Source organism: Streptomyces sp. NPDC059679, assembly GCF_042734105.1.
Lineage (GTDB): Bacteria > Actinomycetota > Actinomycetes > Streptomycetales > Streptomycetaceae > Streptomyces.
This window is the reverse complement of sequence record NZ_JBHWES010000020.1, coordinates 18,478-36,257: the sequence shown is the minus strand read 5'-3', so window position 1 is coordinate 36,257 and position 17,780 is coordinate 18,478. Positions and strand designations below refer to the sequence as shown.

Here is a 17,780-nt window from a genome sequence, read left to right as displayed (position 1 = left end):
CCGGTCGTACGGCAGGCAGCGCACCCGGCCACGGCGGTCCCGTGCCGACAAGTCGTGCCCCTCCCGGAAACCCTAGGAGGCAGCCGCGCCCGGCGCCGCCATGGGTACCGGAAACGCGAAGCGCGGCTCAGCGCCGTTCATCCACACCCCGATCGCGAGGGCCGCCGTCGCCTCCACGTACACCGCGCGGGCGATCCCGCCGCAGGGGATGGGCGTGCAGCCCATCGAGGTGATGAGCGCGGCGGTCCGGTCGAGGGCGCCCGGGTCGTCGCCGCAGTACGGAACCGCCAGCGGGGCGCCCTCGAACGTCGGCTGCGGCAGGGTCCAGATGCTGTCGTGGCAGAGGTTGAACGCCTTGACCACATGGGCGCCCGGCGCGGCCTCCGCCATCCGCAGGGCTATGGAGGTCGTGCCGCCGGTGGACAGCGTCAGGCCGTCGTCGGTCGGCACGATGGGGTTCGTGCAGTCGATCAGCGTACGGCCGTCGAGGACCTCCGCGAACCCCTTGACCAACTCGGGTGCCACGTCCGCCGGGACCGCCGCCAAAACGACGTCGCCGTACGCCGCCGCGTCGGCGAGCGTGCCGTGGCCGGTGGCGCCGATGCGCCCCGCCGTGGCCTTGGCCGCCGCGTCGTCGCGACCGCCGATGAGGACGTCGTGTCCGGCGCGGACCCATGCGCCGCCCAGTGTGGTGGCCATCCCGCCCGTGCCCAGAATGCCGATGCGCATCGTCATGGTGCTCCCGTCCGATGAAACAGTGGTGACTGACCACGGGGACTTTAGGCAGGCCGACGCACACCACGCGGTGTGCGTCGGGCCGCTACTCCTTCACCGCCCCCGAGTTCGCCCCCTGGACGAAGTAGCGCTGGAAGCAGAAGAACAGCGCCGCCACCGGCACCGTCGCCAGCAGGGCCGCCGCCAGTTTCAGCGGGTACTGCGTACCGCCACCGAGGCCGCCCGAGATGAACCGCGCGAGCCCGGTCGTCAGCGTCTCGTACTCGCCGGACTGGGTGGACACCAGGAAGTGCGTGAACTCGTTCCACGAGCTCTGGAAGGACAGGATCGTCAGGGTGAGCAGCGAGGGCCGCGCCATCGGCAGCACCACCGACCAGAAGGTCCGGAACACCCCGGCGCCGTCCACCCGCGCGGCCTCCTCGACCTCCCGGGGGATCGACTCGAAGAACTGCTTCATGATGAAGATGCCCGCCGCGTCCACCAGCAGCGGAACGATCATGCCGGTGTAGGTGTCGAACAGCCCGAAGGTGTTCAACACCAGGAACTTGGGGATCAGCAGCGCCACCCCGGGCACCGCCATCACCGCGAGGACGAAGCCGAACAGCAGTGAGCGGCCCCGGAAGCGCAGCCGCGCCAGCGCGTACCCCGCCATCGAGTCGAACAGCACCCGACCGGCCGTGACCAGGACCGCGACAAACGCGGAGTTGCCCAGCCAGCGCAGGAACGGCACCCCGTCGCCGGCCTGGCTCAGCCCGAACAACCGCTGGTAGGCGGCGGTCGTCGGGGTGGTGGGCACCAGCCCGAGGGGGTGCGCCGCCGCGTCCGGGTCCGTCTTGAACCCGGTGATCAACTGGAGCGCGAACGGCAGCAGATACAGCAGCCCGAGCCCCACCACCAGCGCATACCCCAGCACCCGCAGCGGCAGCGGGAACCGGCCGAGCACCGGGCGCCCCTGCGCCCGGGCGGCGGCCTTGGCGCTGGCCTTGATCTTGGCCCCGGCGTTGGCGTTGCCCCTGGCCTTGACCCTGGCTTCGGCGTTCATCGGTTCCTCCCGGGGCGGGGGCCGCGCTCCCGCAGCACCCAGCGCTGCAGGGCGGTGATGCACAGGATCAGCGCGAGCAGGATGAAGGCGATGGCCGCGCCCTGCCCGAAGTCGGAGCCGTCGAAGGCCGACGAGTACGACAGGAAGGCCGGTGTCAGCGTGGTGTTGCCCGGGGCGCCCTGGCCCATCACATACACCTGGTCGAAGACCTGCCAGGTGGAGATCGTGCCCAGGGTGAGGACGAGGAAGAACACCGGCCGCAGCGCGGGCAGCGTGACGTACCGCAGCATCTGGCGCCGGTTCACGCCCTCCATGGCGGCCGCCTCCTCCAGCTCCCGCGGGATGTCCTGGAGGGCCGCGAGGAAGATCAGCATGAAGGTGCCGGAGGTCGTCCACACGGCGAGCAGGATGATCGTGCACATCGCGACGGACGGCCCGGACAGCCACTCGTACCAGGAAAGACCCATGAAGGAGTGGTCGGCCAGCGCACCCGTGGGGTGGTCGAGGTCGACGATCCCCAGGCCGCCGAGCAGCAGCGAGAGCACCCCGCGCGAATCGGCGAACCAGTTCGGGCCCTTCATCCCGATCCAGGACAGCAGCGTGTTGACGGCCCCGCTGCCCTGGAAGAGGAAGAGGAAGACGGTGGAGACCGCGATCGAGCTGGTGACGGACGGGAAGAAGAACGTGGTGCGCAGGGCGCCCTTGGCGCGCAGCAGCCGCTGATTGACGATCAGCGCCAGTACGAGCGCGAGCCCGGTCTGCAGCGGCACGGTCAGCAGTACGTAGTAGGCGTTGTTGCGCAGCGAGGTCGCGAAGAGGGTGCGGTCGAGGCCGTCCTCGGTGAGCAGCGCCCGGTAGTTGTCCAGGCCGACGAACTTGGTCTGGCCGTCGAAGGGGTTCGACTGCCCGTCCCAGTCCAGCAGGCTCACCCACAGGGCCATCAGGATCGGCAGCACCAGGAACAGGCCGAGGATCAGCACCATGGGGCTGACGAACAGCCATCCCCAGGCGCCTTCTCCGCGGCGGCGCCCCGCGGACGGGGTGTTTGGGGTGCGGGGCGCCGCCTTGGGGCCGGACCCGCCGGGCGCGTCAGGTGCGCCCGGCGAGCCGGCCGTACGGGGACCCCCGCCGCCGGCCTCGGGGGCCGGGCGGGGGCCGGACGACGCGCCGCGAGGGGTGCGGCGCGCCGTACGCGGGGTGGTGCGGAAGGGCATAACGGCTCAGTTGCCCTTCGCGAGGGCCTGTTCGCCGTTGCGCTGGAGGTTGGCGAGGATCTTCTTCGGGTCGGTGGTGGGCAGCGACTGCAGTTCGGTGTTGAACTGGCTGAGCACCTTGTCGAATCCGGCGATGGTCACCGGGCCCTGTGCGTAGGAGTTGGCGTCGACCCAGGCCTTGGCGTCCGGCTCCTGCTTCGCGTACTCGGCGAGGGCGCTGGTGCGCGACGGCATCACGCCGAAGCCCTCGGCGAACTTCAGCTGCTGCTCACCGGAGCTCAGGTACTTCACCAGGTCCACCGCCGCCGACTGGTGGGCGCTCTCGGCGGCCACGCCCCAGCAGTTGCTGAAGGCGAGCGTGCCCTTCCCGGCCGGGCCCGCGGGCAGCTCGACCACCTTGTACTTGACGTCCGGGTAGTCGAGCTTCATGGCGCCGGTCAGCCAGTTGCCCTCGATGGTCATGGCGGCCTTGCCCTTGCCGAAGGCCTCACCGCCCCAGCTGGTGTCGACCTGCTTGGCGTACTTCATCGAGCCGGACTTCAGCAGGGACTTCACAAAGCCGAGCCCTTCGGCGTTCTTCGCGCTGTCGGCGGTCATCTTGGTCTGCCCGGCGTCGGTGATCCACCCGCCCGCCTGCTTCATGAAGACGCCGAGCCGCTGGTACTCGTCGCTGGTGACCAGGCCGGTGACCCCGTCCCCGGTCAGCTTGCCCGCGACCTTGCGCAGCTGCTCCCAGGAGGTCGGGTAGTCCTTCTCGGTCAGCCCGGCCTTCTTCCACAGGTCGGTGTTGATGGCGAGGGCGAGGGTGGAGGTGTCCTTGGGCAGGCACACCAGCTTGTCGTCGTAGGTGAAGGAGGAGCGCAGCTGCTCGGCGAAGTCGTCCGCGTCCTTGATCTTGTCGCCGTACGCGTAGAGGGAGCCGCCCTTGGCGTAGTTGGCGAACATGTCGGAGTTGACGTAGAAGACGTCCGGCGGCTTATGGCCGGCGAAGGACTGCGCGAGCTGCTGGTTCATGTCCTTGGCGGCCTCGACGGTCACCTTGTTGCCGGACTTCTTCTCGTACGCGGCCGCCGCCTCCTTGACCGCCTTGGTCTCGGCGTCACCCGAGGTGGCTATCAGCACCTTCAGGTGCTGTTTGGCACTGGTGTCCTGCTTCTTCTCCTTGTCGCCGCCGAAACTCGACGAGCATCCGGTGGCGGTGGCGGTCAGAAGCGCCGCGCAGGTGAGGAGGGCGGCGGCGGCCGTGCGGGGGACCATGATTCCTCCGTGGATTCGGGGTGGTACGTGCGGCTCGGGGGGTGGAGGAGAGGTGATGTCGGGGGGCGCGGCGCGTCGGGGCGTGCCGGCGTGTCAGAGGTGCAGGGGGCCGGGGTGTCGGTGTGTCAGGGGGTCGGTGCGTCGGAACCCGGCGCCGTGGCGCTGTCTCGGACGACGAGGGACGGCTCGAGCAGGACGCGCTCCGGTGCCGCGTCCTGGTTGGCCATCCGGGCCAGCAGCAGCCGTACGCACTCCCGGCCGACCGCCTCCAGCGGCTGGGCGACGGAGGACAGGGAGGGCGAGAGGATCCCGGCGGTCGGCGAGTCGTCGAAGCCGACCACCGCGACGTCCCGGCCCGGGGCGGCGCCCCGCTCGCGCAGCGCGTGGTAGCAGCCGAGCGCCAGCATGTCGCTGGCCGCGACCACGGCCGTGGCACCCGCGTCCAGTAAGGGCTTCACGGCGATACGGGCCGCCTCGACGTCGCCCACGCTCTCCGCGCGCCGTCCGCGCGTCGGCAGCTCGTGCCGGCGCATGGCCCGCTGCCAGCCCTCGGCTCGGTCGTCACCGACGCCGGAGCCGCGCGGCCAGCCCAGGAAGGCGATTTTGCGGTGTCCGAGGGCGACCAGGTGCTCCACGGCGGCGTCCGTACCCGAGGCGCCGTCGACATCGACCCAGTCGCCGATCTGGCGCCCCGACCACATCCGGCCGAAGCCGACGAACGGCACGCCCCGCTTGGCCAGCCACGCCTGGCGCGGGTCCTGACGGGCGGTGTTGCTGAGCACGAAGCCGTCGACGTCGTGCTGGGCGAGCAGTTCGTCGTACCCCTCCAGGCTCGGGCCGCCGGGCGGGCAGGAGAACAGCAGGATCCGGTAGCCGGCCTCGTCGGCCGCCTGGGAGAGGGCGTGCAGAAAGCGGTCCATGACCGGGGCGGTGTTGCCGCCCGGGGCGGGCTGGATGCCGTAGCCGATCAGCTTGCTGGAGCGGGTGCGCAGCGTCTGCGCGGCGCGGCTCGGGCGGTAGCCCATCTCGTCGATCGCCTGGCGGACCCGTTCCAGGGTCTCGGGGCGCAGCAGCTCCGGCGAGTTGATCGCGTTGGACACGGTCTGCGTGGAGACACCGGCCCGGCGAGCGACCATCGCGAGGGTCACCGGGCCGCCCTTGGCGCTGCCCTTGGGCGAGGAACTGCTGGTGGAGCGGGGCATACGGGTCTCCGGCCTACGAGGTTGCAAGCCCAGTCCCACAGGCTTGATTTGAGCGTTCCAAAGGCATTGTCAGCGCCCTCAAGAGGCCGTTAATGTCTTTTGAACGATCCAACGCTGAGAGGTTCTACTCTTTTGGACACCACTGTCAAGCCTCAGGACACCAACGACTCGGTCACGGCAACCACTTCGGTGGCCGCGGACCTGCAGCCGTTCCTGCACGACGCGGTCGTCACGCTGTACGCGCCGAGCTTTGTGATCTCGCGCGCGGACGGGCAGCTCGGCGGGGATGCGGACGGCTTCTACCACGGCGACAGCAGGGCGCTGTCCCATCTGACGGTCACGGCTCAGGCAGTCACGGCCGGGCCCATCGCCCTGGCCCCGGTCGGCGGCGGGCTCAGGGGGGCCGACCGGGCGGACTTCCGGTCGGTCCTGCGGGGCCTCGGCGAGGTGACGCCCGACCCGGCGGTCACCCTGCTCCGCCGCCGGACCGTCGCCTCCGGGCGGTTGGAGGAGAGCTTCGAGGTCACCAACGTGGGCACCCAGCGGGTCCGCTTCCGGCTGACGGTCACGGCGGCCACGGACCTCGCCCTGATGGAGCGGGTGAAGTCGGGCCACGTCCTGGAGCCGGTACGGGCACGGGTCGAGAGCGACGGACACGGTCTGGCGTGGTCCCGCGACGGGTTCTCCGTACGCCTGACCAGCGAGCCGGCGCCGGACGCGCTGGAGGAGGACGCGCTGGAGGCGGCGGAGGCGGCGGAGGGCCGGGCGGCGGAGGGCCGGCTGTCGTACGACGTCGAACTGGCCCCCGGCACCTCGTGGACGGCGACGCTGCGCTGCACGGCGGCGTACGCGGACGGCGACCAGTTCCCCGCGCCCCCGGCGGACGCCGTGCCGTGGCGCACCCCGGCCCTGCGCAGCGCGGACCGCCGCTTCGACCAGTGGCTGGACCAGTCGGTCGCCGACGCGGACCGGCTGCGCCTGATGGACCCGCGATCCGACGAGAGGGGCGGGGCCGGCACGGGCGGCGTGGATCAGTTCCTGGCCGCCGGCGCCCCGTGGTTCCTGACCCTCTTCGGCCGCGACTCGCTGTGGGCCGCCCGGATGCTGCTGCCGCTCGGCACCGACCTCGCGGCCGGTACGCTGCGCACCCTCGCCCGCCGCCAGGGCACGGCCGTCGACCCGGCGACGGAGGAACAGCCGGGCAAGATCCTGCACGAGGTGCGGCGCGCCACCCAGGACTTCACGGACACCTTCTCCCTCCCGCCGGTGTACTACGGCACGGTGGACGCGACCCCCCTGTGGATCACCCTGCTCCACGACGCCTGGCGCTGGGGCCTGGCCCCGGCCGAGGTGGAACAGCTGCTGCCGCACGCCGAGTCGGCGCTCGGCTGGCTGCGCGACCAGGCGGACGCGGGCGGCGACGGCTTCCTCAAGTACGTCGACCGGACCGGCCGGGGCCTGGCCAACCAGGGCTGGAAGGACTCCGGCGACGCCATCCGCCACCGCGACGGCCGCCTCGCCGACCCGCCGATCGCGCTGTGCGAGGTGCAGGCGTACGCGTACGAGGCCGCGCGGGGCGGGGCGGCGCTGCTGCGCGCGTTCGGGCGGCCGGGCGCGGACGCGTGGGAGGAGTGGGCGGAAGGGCTCGCCGACCGGTTCCGTAAGCGCTTCTGGGTGGAGGACGCGCGGGGCCCGTACCCGGCGGTCGCGCTGGACCGCGACGGCCGGCCGGTGGACTCGGTCACCTCGGGCTTCGGCCACCTGCTCGGCACCGGCCTGCTGAACCAGGAGGAGAGCGCGGCGCTGGCCGCCCGGCTGGCCGGCCCCGACCTCGACTCGGGCCACGGCCTGCGCACGCTGAGCAGCGACTCGGTGGGCTTCAACCCGTACGGCTACCACATCGGTTCGATCTGGCCGCACGACACCGCGATCGCCGTGCACGGCCTGGTCAGGGCCGGTTTCCCGGACGCGGCGGCGTCGCTGGCGGCGGGCCTGCTGACGGCCTCGGCGACCTTCGATGCCCGGCTGCCGGAGCTCTTCGCCGGCCACGGCGCCGACGCGGGCCCGCGCCCCGCCCCCTACCCGGCGTCCTGCCGCCCCCAGGCGTGGGCGGCCGCCGCCTCGGTCCAGGTCCTCGCTTCGGCCCTCGGCCTGGACGCGGACGTCCCGGGCGGCACGGTCACGGTGGCCCCCACCTTCGCCCGGGCGTACGGCCCGCTGACGGTGACCGGGCTCCAGGTCGGCGGGGGGCAGCTGGACGTCACGCTGGCGGCGGACGGGGCGGTGAGCGTGACGGCGCCGGAGGGACTGGAGGTGGTCACGGCCTGAGGCCGGGGCTTCAGGACGGCCGATGCACACCGCGTGGTGTGCATCGGATCGGGCAGGATGCGCGTATGGAGAAGCCGAGCTGCCCGCGGGACGCCGCGCGAGCTGACGCCGCGCACGCCGCCGACACGGGGGACACGGCGTACACCGCGGACTGCCATGCGCGTATCGCGTTCGAGGTGCTCGCGAACCGCTGGGACAGCGTCGTGGTCTACACGCTCGGCGCATGCGGCCCGATGCGGCCCCGGGCGCTGGTCGCCCGGATCGGCGGGATCAGCCCCAAGGTCCTCAACGACGCGCTGCGGCGCCTGGAGTACAACGGCCTGATCGAGCGCCGTACGTACGCGGAGGCGCCGCCGCGCGTCGACTACGCGCTGACCGAGGCCGGAACCGCCCTGCTCGTCCCCATGCGGGCGATGGGCGCGTGGGCGAAGCGTCATACGGACGACGTGCTGGCCGCACAGGACCGGTTCGAGGCACGGCGGCACGCATAACTCACGTGCCCGGGCCCGGCGTCGCCGGTACCGTACCGAGGCATGACAAAACGACTGTCATCGGAGGAGGTCTACGCGCTCCTCTACGAGCTGTGTGTCGACCTCGGTTTCTGCCTTCCACCGCACGACATACGGCGGCTGCGCGAAGCGCCGCCCGCCGGCGTGGACAAGTTCACCGATGCCGTGTTCAAGGCGGAAGGGCTGGACCCGCGCGGCGAAGACGGGTGGCTGCGGCCTCGGGTGCGCGAGGTCGTCGAACGGCATATGCGCGGCAAGTGACCCTGATTCTTGACGAGTTTTCATGGCGAGCCGTTTAAGCTCCCCGGGAGGACCGAGCTCCGACACAACAAAACACACGGGGGGCCGAGGTGGACGGAAGGATTCCACTGCCACACGACGTCAAGGACTCCACGGAGTTCGTGGCGGTGATGCGCCAGCTGCGCCAGTGGGCGGATCTGAGCTATCGCGAGCTGGAACGCCGGGCCGGGGCGGCGGGGGACGTGCTGCCGCGCGCCACCCTCGCCGGGGCGCTGAACAGACAGGAGCTGCCCCGCGAGGAGTTGGTGGCGGCCTTCGTCCGGGCCTGCGGCGGTGACGAGGCCACGGTCGAGGCGTGGGTCGGGGTCCGCAAGCGCCTGGCCGTCGAGGTCGGGCAGGAGCCCTCCGATGCCGAGGAGCCGTCACCCACGGTGGAGGCGGAGTCGGTGGCCGAGGACCTTGGGCCGGTGGTTGAGGCCCCCGGGCCGGTGGCTGAGGATCCCGAGCCGCTGGCCGAGGATCCCGAACCCGAGGCCGAGAACCCAGACCCCGTACCGGACCCCGTACCGGACACAGCGCCGGACCGGGAGCCGGCCCCGGAGCCGGAAAGTTCCCCCCGCACACCGCACCCCGAGGGGCCAGAGCAGCCAACACGGCCGAAGGGGCTGAAGGCGGCCGGGCGCCGCCTCCGGCGACCGGGCGTGATCATCGCCGCCACGGTCGCGATCGTGCTCCTGACCGCCGCGGCCACGGCGATTCTGCGCCCCGGCGACCGCCCCGACGAGCCGCGCGAGAGCAGCCGTACGGAAGCCCCGGCGAACACGACCCCCTCGGGCACACCGAGCCGCCCCTCGGGCGGTGCCACTTCCAGCGCCGCCGACGCCAAACCCGCCAAGGACGAACAGTCGGCCACCGAACCGCGGGAGACCTCGTCGCCGCCCACGCCCGCGAAGACGACGGCCCCCAAGCCCAAGCCCTCGCGGAGTTCACCGACATCGCAGTGGACCCCGTACGACCCGCCCTCGCTCCCCGACGACCCGCCGCCCACGACGGACACCTCGCCGACGTCCGACGGTGGCGACCCCTTCCCGGAGGAGACCTGCTGGGACGCCACCAACGACTGCACCTGAGGCGGCTCAGGCTCAGTCGCTCAGTCGCTCAGTCGCTCAGTCCCTCAGCCGCACCTCGACCCGGCCGTCCTTCAGGACCTCGAGCACCACGTCGAAGTAGCTGTACGGATCCCCCTGCGAGTCGAGGACCCGCCCCAGGCTCCGCCGCGCGATCCGCGCATCGTGCCAGACCAGCGTGAACGGCGTGGTGACCCCGAAACCTCCGCCGAGGCAGTCGTCCAGCGCGTCGGCGTTGCAGCCGAAGTAGCCGCCGGGGCCGCGCATGGCCTCGCCGATCGCGAGATAGAGGCCGGGCACATCCGTGATGTGCCGCCCGTCCAGCTCGTACACGCGCCCTGGCGGCGCGGCCGGAACGGACGGGGCACACCCTCGCTCGCGCACGCAGTCGAGCCAGAGCTCACGGTCGCGGGTCCCGTACCCGGCCCACTGGTTCGGGGCCGTCGGCGGACCGTCGTACCACCGCTGCCAGAAGGAGCGGGCCCGCGGGGGCGGCGGGTCCCGCAGGCCCTGGGTGAGGCGGATGTCGAGGAGGCCGGGGCCGAGCGGTGAGGGCTTCCAGTCGGCGATCTCGGCGGTGATGTACCGGTACGTGTCCTCCGCGCCGTTCCGGTCGAGGACGAGCAGCTGGGCCTCCCCCAGCCGCAGCCGGCGGCGGGTCCCGGCGGCGAGCGCCGACCGGAGCCGGTCGCCTGGGGCGCAGCCGAGGAGACACAGCGGGGTGTCCGGCGGCTCGTCGTCAGGGGCGTCCGGCGCGACGATGTCGGAGAAGTCGGCGCAGGTGCCGAGGTGTTCACGGCCGTTGTGCAGCAGCAGGCCCGCCGCCAGGTACGGCTCGTCGGGCGGGTCCGGGTAGCCGTCGGCGCCCTCGATGAAGACGTCGGTCAGGGAGGGGTCGGCGGGGTGGGGGCGGTGGCCGATGACCCGTACGTCCTCCAACCGCCAGGCGTCGAGCCGCTCCGAACCCTCCGGGCACCGTTCGTCGCCGACGGGCCGCAGCCACAGGTCGCCCAGCGGCCGCGGCTCGTACGGCGCCTTTCCGCTCTCGTACAGCGCGTCGCGCAGCGGACCGGCGGGGGCGCAGGCCAGGAGTTGGTAGGAGCAGACGGGCGGGTCGACGAACAGGCCCGAGACATCGGCGCAGACCCCCCAGACGCCCTGGTCATCCGAGTCGGCCAGGGCGAACGCGGGAGTGTCCCCCCGACCGGCCCCCTCCGGCCAACGGTGCACGCGCGCGCCGCTCGGCGCGGCGCTCAGCGTCCTGCTCCGTCCGCTCCGTCCGCTCCGTCCGCTCCGCTCGCTCCGCCAGCGAGTTCGTCGGCGTAGCGCGCCAGCGAGCGGTTGTACATGGGCAGATGGCGGGACAGGGCCGACAGGGCGAGGCCCACCGCCTCCCGCTCCCGCCCGGCGTCGACGAGCGCCAGCGCGAGGAACGCGGCGACGGCGTCGTCGAGTTCGTCTGATTCCGCTTCCCGTTCCGCAGTGAGCAGCGCGACGCCCTCCTCCGGCCGGCCGAGGTTGCGCACCGTGCTGGCCATCTGGATCACCGCCTGGCGGCGCCGCGGCCCGGTGAGTCCGGCGGCCAGGGCCTCGCGGTAGCGCGGGGCGGCCTCCTCCTCGCGGTCGGTGGCGTCGTACGCCGAGGCCAGTTCGAAGGACGCGACGGGGTCGCCGGCGGGGAGTTCGGCCGCCAGTGCCGTCATGGCCGCCAGGAAGTCGGCGGGGTCGTGGTCGTCGAAGGCGGTCCACAGGTCCGCGACCCGCCGTTCCCAATCCGATGCCGCAGTGTTCACCGGCGCAGCATCTCAGCCCGGGGCCGACCGTGTCAGCCGCCTCAGCCGCCGAAGACCGCCGTCACCGGGGCGTGGTCGCTCCACCGCTGGTCGTAGCTCGCCGCCCGCTCCACCTGCGCCTTCACGGCCCGCTCGGCCAGCCCCGGTGTGCCGACGAGCAGGTCGATGCGCCACCCTGCGTCGTTGTCGAAGGCCCTCCCGCGGTACGACCACCACGAGTACGGCCCCTCGACGTCCGGGTGCAGCTTGCGCACCACGTCCACGTACGCCGCCTCGTCGTACACCCGGCTCAGCCATGCACGCTCCTCGGGGAGGAACCCGGACTTCTTCCGGTTGGCCTTCCAGTTCTTGAGGTCCGGCTCCTGGTGCGCGATGTTCCAGTCGCCGCACACCAGCACCTCGCGCCCGCCGGCCGCGGCGCGCTCCCGCAGCTCCTTCAGGTACGGCAGGAACTCGCCCATGAAGCGCTCCTTCTCCTCCTGCCGCTCCGTGCCGACCTCCCCCGACGGCAGATACAGGCTGGCGACCGTCACCCCGGGCAGATCCACTTCCAGATAGCGGCCGCTGCCGTCGAACTCCGCGGACCCGAAGCCGACCCGTACGCCCTCCGGCTCGCGCCGCGTGTAGACGGCGACCCCGGCCCGGCCCTTGGCGTCCGCCGGGGCGTGCACGGTGTGCCAGCCGTCGGGCTCGCGGACCGGCGCGGTCAGCTCACCGGGCTCGGCGCGCACCTCTTGCAGGCACACCACGTCCGCGGCGGTGCCCGCGAGCCATGGCAGGAAGCCCTTCTTGGCTGCGGCGCGCAGCCCGTTTACATTCACGGTGGTCACGGTGAGCATTCCGGCACGATACGCCAGAAAAAACCGAGCGCCCCGCAGGTTCGCATGGAAGTACGATCTCTCGCATGAATATCCAGTCCGTCCCCTACGACCACCCCGACGCCGTCAAGCTCAACGACGAAGTGCAGGCCGAATACGTCGAGCGCTACGGCGACCCCGACCTGACCGTCATGGACCCGACGCACTTCGAACCGCCCCGGGGGCTGTACCTCCTCGCGTACGACGCGCAGGGCCGCGCGGTGGCCAGTGGCGGCTGGCGCAGCCAGGAGCACAGCGAGGAGGGCCACGCGGATGGCGACGCCGAGATCAAGCGGATGTTCGTGGTCCGGGAGGCGCGGGGGCAGGGGCTGGCCCGCCGGATCCTGGCCGCGCTGGAGGACAGCGCGCGGGAGGCGGGGCGGCAGCGGATGGTGCTGGAGACGGGGACCGAGCAGCCGGAGGCCATAGCGCTCTACACCTCGTGCGGCTATGCGCCGATCACCAAGTTCGGGCTGTACCGCTTCGAGGAGTCCAGCCGCTGCTACGGCAAGCCGCTGGCGTAGGCCGCGGCAGCGGGCTCGCGGCCGGGTGGCTGTCGGCAGGCTCCCGGATGGCTGTCGGCGGGTGGCCCGTCGGAGAGCGCCTAGGAGCGTTCGGCCTTGGCCGACTCGATCTCCCTGCGCACCCGGGCGGCCGGATACCGGGCGACCGGGTGACCGTACGGCGCCAAGGCCCGGTCGGCCGCGTCAGGAGACGGCTCGCGCACGTCGGCGACCAGCACGGTGGTGCCCGGCGGGACCTCGGCGGCCAGCATCTCCAGGGCGGCGCTCACGCCCGCCGCCTCGCCCGCATCCGCGCCCTCACCTCCACCTCGGCCCGCGCCCATACCCTCGCGGGTGTCCCGCGCCGCGCCGACGAACCCGCCCTCCCCGAAGCCGATCATGATGCCGAGCGGCCCGCCCAGAACGCCCACGAGCCCGCCCATCAGGTCATCCATGGTGAAGCAGCGGGCGCCGGTGCTGTCCACACAGTCCGGCAGATCGAGCGTCCCGTCCACGGCCCGCGCGATCACCGCGCCCTCGCACAGCACCAGCGTGCCCTCGTCATCCGCGCGGAGCAGTGCGTCGAGCGCCCGAGGGGCCGCTTCCGGCCCCGGAAGATCCATAAACAAGATGTTCTCGGCCATACCCCCACTCTTGCCGCAGAACGGCCCCCACGCACCTCGTGACCACCGCATAAGCAGGGCATACGGGGTGCGCGGGGGCGCCGCCGGACAGCCGCCGGACAGCCGCCGGTCAGCCGTTGGCCGCGAACTTCCGGCTGATCGCGTCGAACACGCCCTTGGCCTCACTGCCCAGACGCGGCCCCGCGAGCCAGGTGTGCGCATTGGAGCTGATGGAGGTGTTGGACACCAGCGCCGTCTTGCCACCGCGGTTCACCAGCCACCCGCCACCGGACGAGCCGCCGGTCATCGTGCAGCCGATCCGGTACATCGTCGGCGCGGTCGGCGAGAACGACAGCCGGTTGGGCCGGTCCAGGCAGTTGAACATCAGCGCCCCGTCGTACGGCGGCGCGGCCGGGTAGCCGTACGCGCCGATCGAGCTGACCTGGTTCGCCGACGGCGCGTCGAACCACACCGGGACCGCGGCCCCGACCGTCTCCTGCAGCGACTTGCCGCCGCCGTTCTCCGGCTTCAGATGGAGCACCGCGAAGTCGTACGACGAGGCGACATTGCCGGTGTGGGCGCCCCCGTCGATCCACTGCGAGGAGGTCTGCGACCAGTCCGCCCACCACACGCCGTACGGGGCGACGTCCTGGCTCGCGGCGGTCTCGGTCCGGTTGGCGGGCAGCCCGTTGTCGTTGTACGACGGCACGAAGACGATGTTCCGCATCCAGCCGCCCTGCTTGCCGGAGTGCACGCAGTGGCCCGCCGTCCACACCAGGTTGGACTTGCCCGGGTGGGCCGGGTCCTCGACGACCGTGCCCGAGCAGACCATCGGCCCGTCGGGGCTGTCGAAGAAGACCCTGCCGACCGGCGCCATGTTCTGGTGGTACGGCCGCGAGACCTGCTTGGCCTGGATCGCGGACGGCTCGGGGTCGGTGGCCGCCTGGCCCGCACCGGCGCTCTGCGTGGCGACGGTGCTCGGCGAGTCCTTGGCCTTCGCCATCCGGGACGGCTGCCAGAAGTCCTTGATGACGGGGTTGGCGAAATCGGAAGCCTTGCGGGCCCAGTCGTCCCAGTTCTTCCAGCCGCCGTCCTTCCACTTTTTCAGGTCGTCCAGACTGGTCGGCACCCCGTCCGGAATCTTCAGACCTTCCTTCTCCTTGCCCTTGTCCCCGGTGGTGGCCGAAGCGCTCGGCTCGGACCCGGCGTTGTCGTCGCTCGGCCCGCAGGCCGTGGCGGTGACCGCGAGCAGTGCGGCCATGGCCGCGGCGGCCGCGGCGGAGCGGCGTATGGATGGCATGGAGCGTCGTCCCCCTGTGTGCTGTCGTGCCGCGCTTGTTGCTTGCGCGTGAAGCCGTCTTCCACCTGCCCCTTCTGGGACAGACCCCCCACTATGCCCGCACCTGAGGCCACAGCCGTCACCTGGTTCACAGCCCGCACACAACACAAACCGGGTCGGCACGATTCCATGACATCGCCTCGATGCGCATTGACGGAGTGAGTACTCACTCCGTACGGTGGGCGGCATGGCGGAACCACCGGCCCGGCGGCGTGCACCGGGCATGAGCACCGAGCAGCGCCGGGCGATGATCGTCGCGGCCGCGCTCCCGCTGGTCGCCGAGTACGGCGCCGCGGTGACCACGGCGCAGATCGCCCGCGCCGCCGGTATCGGCGAGGCGACGATCTTCCGCGCCTTCAAGGACAAGGAGGAGGTGCTGGCCGCCTGCACGGCCGAGGCGATGAACCCCAGCCATGTACTGCGCGAGCTGGCCTCCATCTCCCTCGACCAGCCGCTCGCCGACCGGCTGACCGAGGCGGCCGAGGCGATGCGGGCCCATCTGACGCGCATGGGCGCGGTGGCCGGGGCCCTGCACGCCTCGGGCCACCGCCGCGAACGCACCCCCGCCGCTCGACCAACCGGCGCCCAACCGACCGGTGGCCGACCAACTGGCGCCCGACCAACCGGCGGCGGGACCTCCGACAATGCGCACGACGGCCCCGACCGACCGGCGGACAGCCGGGAGACATCCATGCGGGCGACCCGCGACGCCCTGACCGAACTCGTCGAACCCGACCGGGCGACCCTGCGCCTGCCCCCCGAAAGAGTCGCCTCGATCTTCCTCGGCATGCTCTTCACCCAGCTGCACTTCGGCGCCGAGGGCGCCGACGTCGATCCGGTGGAGTTCGTCGATGTCCTCCTGCACGGCACCCTCAACCAACCCGGGAGCGGCACATGAGCGTCACGCTGAACCACACCATCGTCCCCGCCGCCGACCACCGCGAGGCGGCCCACTTCTTCGCCTCCGTCATGGGCCTGGAGGAACTGCCCCCGGCGGGCCGCGACGGCCACTTCGCCCCCGTACGGGTGAACAACACGCTCACCCTGGACTTCATGACCGTGACCGACCCCGAAGGACACCACCTGGCCTTCGACGTGGACCCGGCCACCTTCGACGCGATCCTGTCCCGGATCCGCACGGCGGGCATCCCGTACGGCAACGACCCCACCCAGCCCGACAACAGCCGGATCGACCACCCCCTGTGCCCCCGGGGCCTGTTCTTCCAGGACGAGACGGGAAACCTGTACGAGGTGATGTCCCCGGCGTGACGGGCACGAGGCCCGCCATGCGGCAGCGTCGTCTCAGACCACGAGCTCGCCCAGATACAGCGCCGCGAGGCGCGGCAGACGGCGGCTCATCTCCTCGTCGTCGTCGAAGTCGAAGTCCTCACCCATGTCCGCCTCGGAACCCGCCCCGAGGCCGCCGCCCCCGCTCTCCCCCTGAGCGGACCGATGACGCTTCCACTCCTCGTAGAAGTCCTCCCCGACCGCGGCGACCCGCTCGAACGCCCTGCTCGCCACGTAGTTGACGTCCTCGTTGAACAGGGCCTCATAGCCGCCGTCGGCCGCGGCCTCGATCACGACCGGGTGCTCTGCGAGGCTGTCCGGGTCGGCGGCCGCGCGCTCGTACCACTCGCGGCCCAGCGCGATCAGCCCGGCGCGGAAGTCGATGAAGCTGTCGTCGGAGCAGCCGCCGCCGATGAGGTAGGCGGCGGCCCAGACGTCCCATCGATAGACGGCGTCGTGTATCTCGTCGAACCGCGTCTGGAATTCGAGGATGTCCGACTTCGAGAGCGCGGCGAGCAGGTCGACCAGCACCTCGTCGAAAGGCTTGTCGCCAGGCTTTCCGTCCGGGCCGCCCGACCGCGCGGCTTCGATGACGGTCCAGAAGCGATCCGTGTCCATGTGGTCAACTGTGCCAGGGGGGTCTGACAACGCAGGGAGGACGCAGGGTGAAGGTCGGCTCCGCACGTGCCGCCGCGGCCCGGTGGGTGGACCGGTACGCCCGTCCCCAACCCGGTTTCCGCGGGGCGTACTTCAGCGGCTCGACGGTCGGCCTGCCCGACGCCGCCGAACTGCCGCCGACCTCCGACGTCGATGTCGTGGTCGTCACCGCCGAGGACGATCCCCCGGCCAAGCCGGGCAAACTCCGCCACGACGGCGCCCTGCTGGAGATCAGCTATCTACCCTGGGCACTGCTCGCCCCGCCCGACGCGGTGCTCTCCTCGTACCACCTGGCCGGCAGCTTCCGCACCGACACGGTCATCGACGACCCCACCGGCCGGCTGCGCGCCCTGCACGCCCGCGTCTCGCGCGACTTCGCCGCCCGGCCCTGGGTGCTCCGCAGATGCGAGGACGCCCGCCTTCGGATCGAGCGCAGGCTCGCGGCGATCGACCCGTCGGCGCCGTTCCACGAACAGGTGCTGGCCTGGCTGTTCCCCACCGGCGTGACCACCCATGTGCTGCTCGTCGCCGCCCTGCGCAACCCCACCGTACGGCTGCGCTATCTGGCCGCCCGCGAAGTCCTCGCCGACCACGGCCGTCTCGACCTCTACCCCGAACTCCTCGGCCTCCTCGGCTGCGCCCATCTGCCCGCCGAGCGCGTCCGGCACCATCTGCGGGAGCTGGCCACGACGTTCGACGCCACCGCCCCCGTCGCGAGGACGCCGTTCCTCTTCAGCAGCGACATCACCCCGGCGGCGCGGCCCATCGCGATCGACGGCAGCCAGGCCCTCATCGACCGCGGCCGCCACCACGAGGCGGTCTTCTGGATCACCGCGACCTTCGCCCGCTGCCACACCATCCTGGCCGCCGACGCCCCCGAGACCCACCAGGCGCTCACCCCGCCCTTCCGCGCCGCCCTCGCCGACCTCGGCATCGCCTCGACGTCCGACCTCCTCCACCGCGCCGAGGAGGTCACCCGCTTCCTCCCCCGCCTCTGGCAGACCGCCGAGGCCATCACCCGCGCAACGGCGCGCTGATCGCCCCGGCGAGGATCACGACGGGATCAG

19 protein-coding genes are annotated in these 17,780 nt (G+C 72.0%); 8 read left to right on the top strand and 11 right to left on the bottom strand.

What is annotated here, in order from left to right; translation table 11 throughout:
* Nucleotides 1-72 precede the first annotated feature (72 nt).
* From ACFV2X_RS22045 to ACFV2X_RS22025, 5 genes are all read right to left on the bottom strand, one after another.
* Nucleotides 73-735 (bottom strand): NADPH-dependent F420 reductase, encoded by a 663-nt coding sequence (locus tag ACFV2X_RS22045; protein WP_385618959.1) that lies wholly within the window; start codon nucleotides 733-735, stop codon nucleotides 73-75.
* A gap of 85 nt (nucleotides 736-820) precedes the next feature.
* On the bottom strand, nucleotides 821-1,777 hold the full coding sequence (locus tag ACFV2X_RS22040; RefSeq protein WP_385618957.1) for a carbohydrate ABC transporter permease: 957 nt from the start codon (nucleotides 1,775-1,777) through the stop codon (nucleotides 821-823).
* Entirely contained in the window at nucleotides 1,774-2,760 is a 987-nt protein-coding gene (locus ACFV2X_RS22035) for a carbohydrate ABC transporter permease (protein ID WP_385619197.1), read from the bottom strand. The genes ACFV2X_RS22040 and ACFV2X_RS22035 overlap by 4 nt, the downstream gene beginning before the upstream one ends.
* A 237-nt stretch (nucleotides 2,761-2,997) precedes the next feature.
* On the bottom strand, nucleotides 2,998-4,248 hold the full coding sequence (locus ACFV2X_RS22030) for an extracellular solute-binding protein (RefSeq protein WP_385618954.1): 1,251 nt from the start codon (nucleotides 4,246-4,248) through the stop codon (nucleotides 2,998-3,000).
* Nucleotides 4,249-4,373: 125 nt separating this feature from the next.
* Nucleotides 4,374-5,450 (bottom strand): LacI family DNA-binding transcriptional regulator, encoded by a 1,077-nt coding sequence (locus ACFV2X_RS22025; RefSeq protein WP_385618953.1) that lies wholly within the window; start codon nucleotides 5,448-5,450, stop codon nucleotides 4,374-4,376.
* A gap of 132 nt (nucleotides 5,451-5,582) precedes the next feature.
* Here ACFV2X_RS22025 and ACFV2X_RS22020 point away from each other — a divergent pair, with 132 nt between their 5' ends.
* From ACFV2X_RS22020 to ACFV2X_RS22005, 4 genes are all read left to right on the top strand, one after another.
* Entirely contained in the window at nucleotides 5,583-7,778 is a 2,196-nt protein-coding gene (locus tag ACFV2X_RS22020) for a glycogen debranching N-terminal domain-containing protein (protein WP_385618950.1), read from the top strand.
* Between the two features lie 65 nt (nucleotides 7,779-7,843).
* Nucleotides 7,844-8,269, top strand: a complete 426-nt coding sequence (locus tag ACFV2X_RS22015) for a winged helix-turn-helix transcriptional regulator (protein ID WP_385618947.1) — start codon at nucleotides 7,844-7,846, stop codon at nucleotides 8,267-8,269.
* Nucleotides 8,270-8,311: 42 nt separating this feature from the next.
* Nucleotides 8,312-8,548 (top strand): hypothetical protein, encoded by a 237-nt coding sequence (locus tag ACFV2X_RS22010; protein ID WP_385618945.1) that lies wholly within the window; start codon nucleotides 8,312-8,314, stop codon nucleotides 8,546-8,548.
* Nucleotides 8,549-8,637: 89 nt separating this feature from the next.
* Complete coding sequence (locus ACFV2X_RS22005; protein WP_385618943.1) at nucleotides 8,638-9,657, top strand: helix-turn-helix domain-containing protein; 1,020 nt, start codon at nucleotides 8,638-8,640, stop codon at nucleotides 9,655-9,657.
* Nucleotides 9,658-9,693: 36 nt separating this feature from the next.
* On the opposite strand, the gene ACFV2X_RS22000 is transcribed toward ACFV2X_RS22005, so the two are convergent.
* Genes ACFV2X_RS22000 through ACFV2X_RS21990 form a run of 3 tightly spaced genes read right to left on the bottom strand, consistent with a single transcriptional unit; the run spans nucleotide 9,694 to nucleotide 12,286 of the window.
* Complete coding sequence (locus tag ACFV2X_RS22000) at nucleotides 9,694-10,884, bottom strand: barstar family protein (RefSeq protein ID WP_385618941.1); 1,191 nt, start codon at nucleotides 10,882-10,884, stop codon at nucleotides 9,694-9,696.
* A gap of 23 nt (nucleotides 10,885-10,907) precedes the next feature.
* Nucleotides 10,908-11,447 (bottom strand): tetratricopeptide repeat protein, encoded by a 540-nt coding sequence (locus tag ACFV2X_RS21995; protein ID WP_385618938.1) that lies wholly within the window; start codon nucleotides 11,445-11,447, stop codon nucleotides 10,908-10,910.
* 41 nt (nucleotides 11,448-11,488) lie between these two features.
* Nucleotides 11,489-12,286, bottom strand: coding sequence for an exodeoxyribonuclease III (locus tag ACFV2X_RS21990; RefSeq protein ID WP_089505259.1), 798 nt, complete (start codon nucleotides 12,284-12,286; stop codon nucleotides 11,489-11,491).
* 65 nt (nucleotides 12,287-12,351) lie between these two features.
* On the opposite strand from ACFV2X_RS21990, the gene ACFV2X_RS21985 reads away from it, so the two are divergent.
* Nucleotides 12,352-12,828, top strand: coding sequence for a GNAT family N-acetyltransferase (locus ACFV2X_RS21985; RefSeq protein WP_385618935.1), 477 nt, complete (start codon nucleotides 12,352-12,354; stop codon nucleotides 12,826-12,828).
* 80 nt (nucleotides 12,829-12,908) lie between these two features.
* Here ACFV2X_RS21985 and ACFV2X_RS21980 read toward each other — a convergent pair whose 3' ends face one another.
* Together ACFV2X_RS21980 and ACFV2X_RS21975 are read right to left on the bottom strand one after the other, a co-directional pair.
* Nucleotides 12,909-13,451 (bottom strand): DUF1269 domain-containing protein, encoded by a 543-nt coding sequence (locus ACFV2X_RS21980; protein WP_385618933.1) that lies wholly within the window; start codon nucleotides 13,449-13,451, stop codon nucleotides 12,909-12,911.
* A 109-nt stretch (nucleotides 13,452-13,560) separates the two neighbouring features.
* Nucleotides 13,561-14,730, bottom strand: a complete 1,170-nt coding sequence (locus ACFV2X_RS21975) for a trypsin-like serine peptidase (protein ID WP_385618931.1) — start codon at nucleotides 14,728-14,730, stop codon at nucleotides 13,561-13,563.
* Between the two features lie 286 nt (nucleotides 14,731-15,016).
* Between ACFV2X_RS21975 and ACFV2X_RS21970 the strand changes: the two genes are divergently transcribed.
* Together ACFV2X_RS21970 and ACFV2X_RS21965 are read left to right on the top strand one after the other, a co-directional pair.
* On the top strand, nucleotides 15,017-15,667 hold the full coding sequence (locus tag ACFV2X_RS21970; RefSeq protein ID WP_385619195.1) for a TetR/AcrR family transcriptional regulator: 651 nt from the start codon (nucleotides 15,017-15,019) through the stop codon (nucleotides 15,665-15,667).
* Entirely contained in the window at nucleotides 15,664-16,038 is a 375-nt protein-coding gene (locus tag ACFV2X_RS21965) for a VOC family protein (protein ID WP_385618929.1), read from the top strand. The genes ACFV2X_RS21970 and ACFV2X_RS21965 overlap by 4 nt, the downstream gene beginning before the upstream one ends.
* 33 nt (nucleotides 16,039-16,071) lie before the next feature.
* Here the strand turns inward: ACFV2X_RS21965 and ACFV2X_RS21960 are convergent, their stop codons facing one another.
* The gene (locus tag ACFV2X_RS21960) at nucleotides 16,072-16,674 is read right to left on the bottom strand and encodes a DUF4240 domain-containing protein (RefSeq protein WP_385618927.1); all 603 of its coding nucleotides are present in this window, start codon (nucleotides 16,672-16,674) and stop codon (nucleotides 16,072-16,074) included.
* 47 nt (nucleotides 16,675-16,721) lie between these two features.
* Between ACFV2X_RS21960 and ACFV2X_RS21955 the strand changes: the two genes are divergently transcribed.
* Nucleotides 16,722-17,750 carry a hypothetical protein gene (locus ACFV2X_RS21955; protein WP_385618925.1) on the top strand — a complete coding sequence of 343 codons (1,029 nt, stop codon included), beginning with the start codon at nucleotides 16,722-16,724 and terminating at the stop codon, nucleotides 17,748-17,750.
* Nucleotides 17,751-17,780 lie beyond the last annotated feature (30 nt).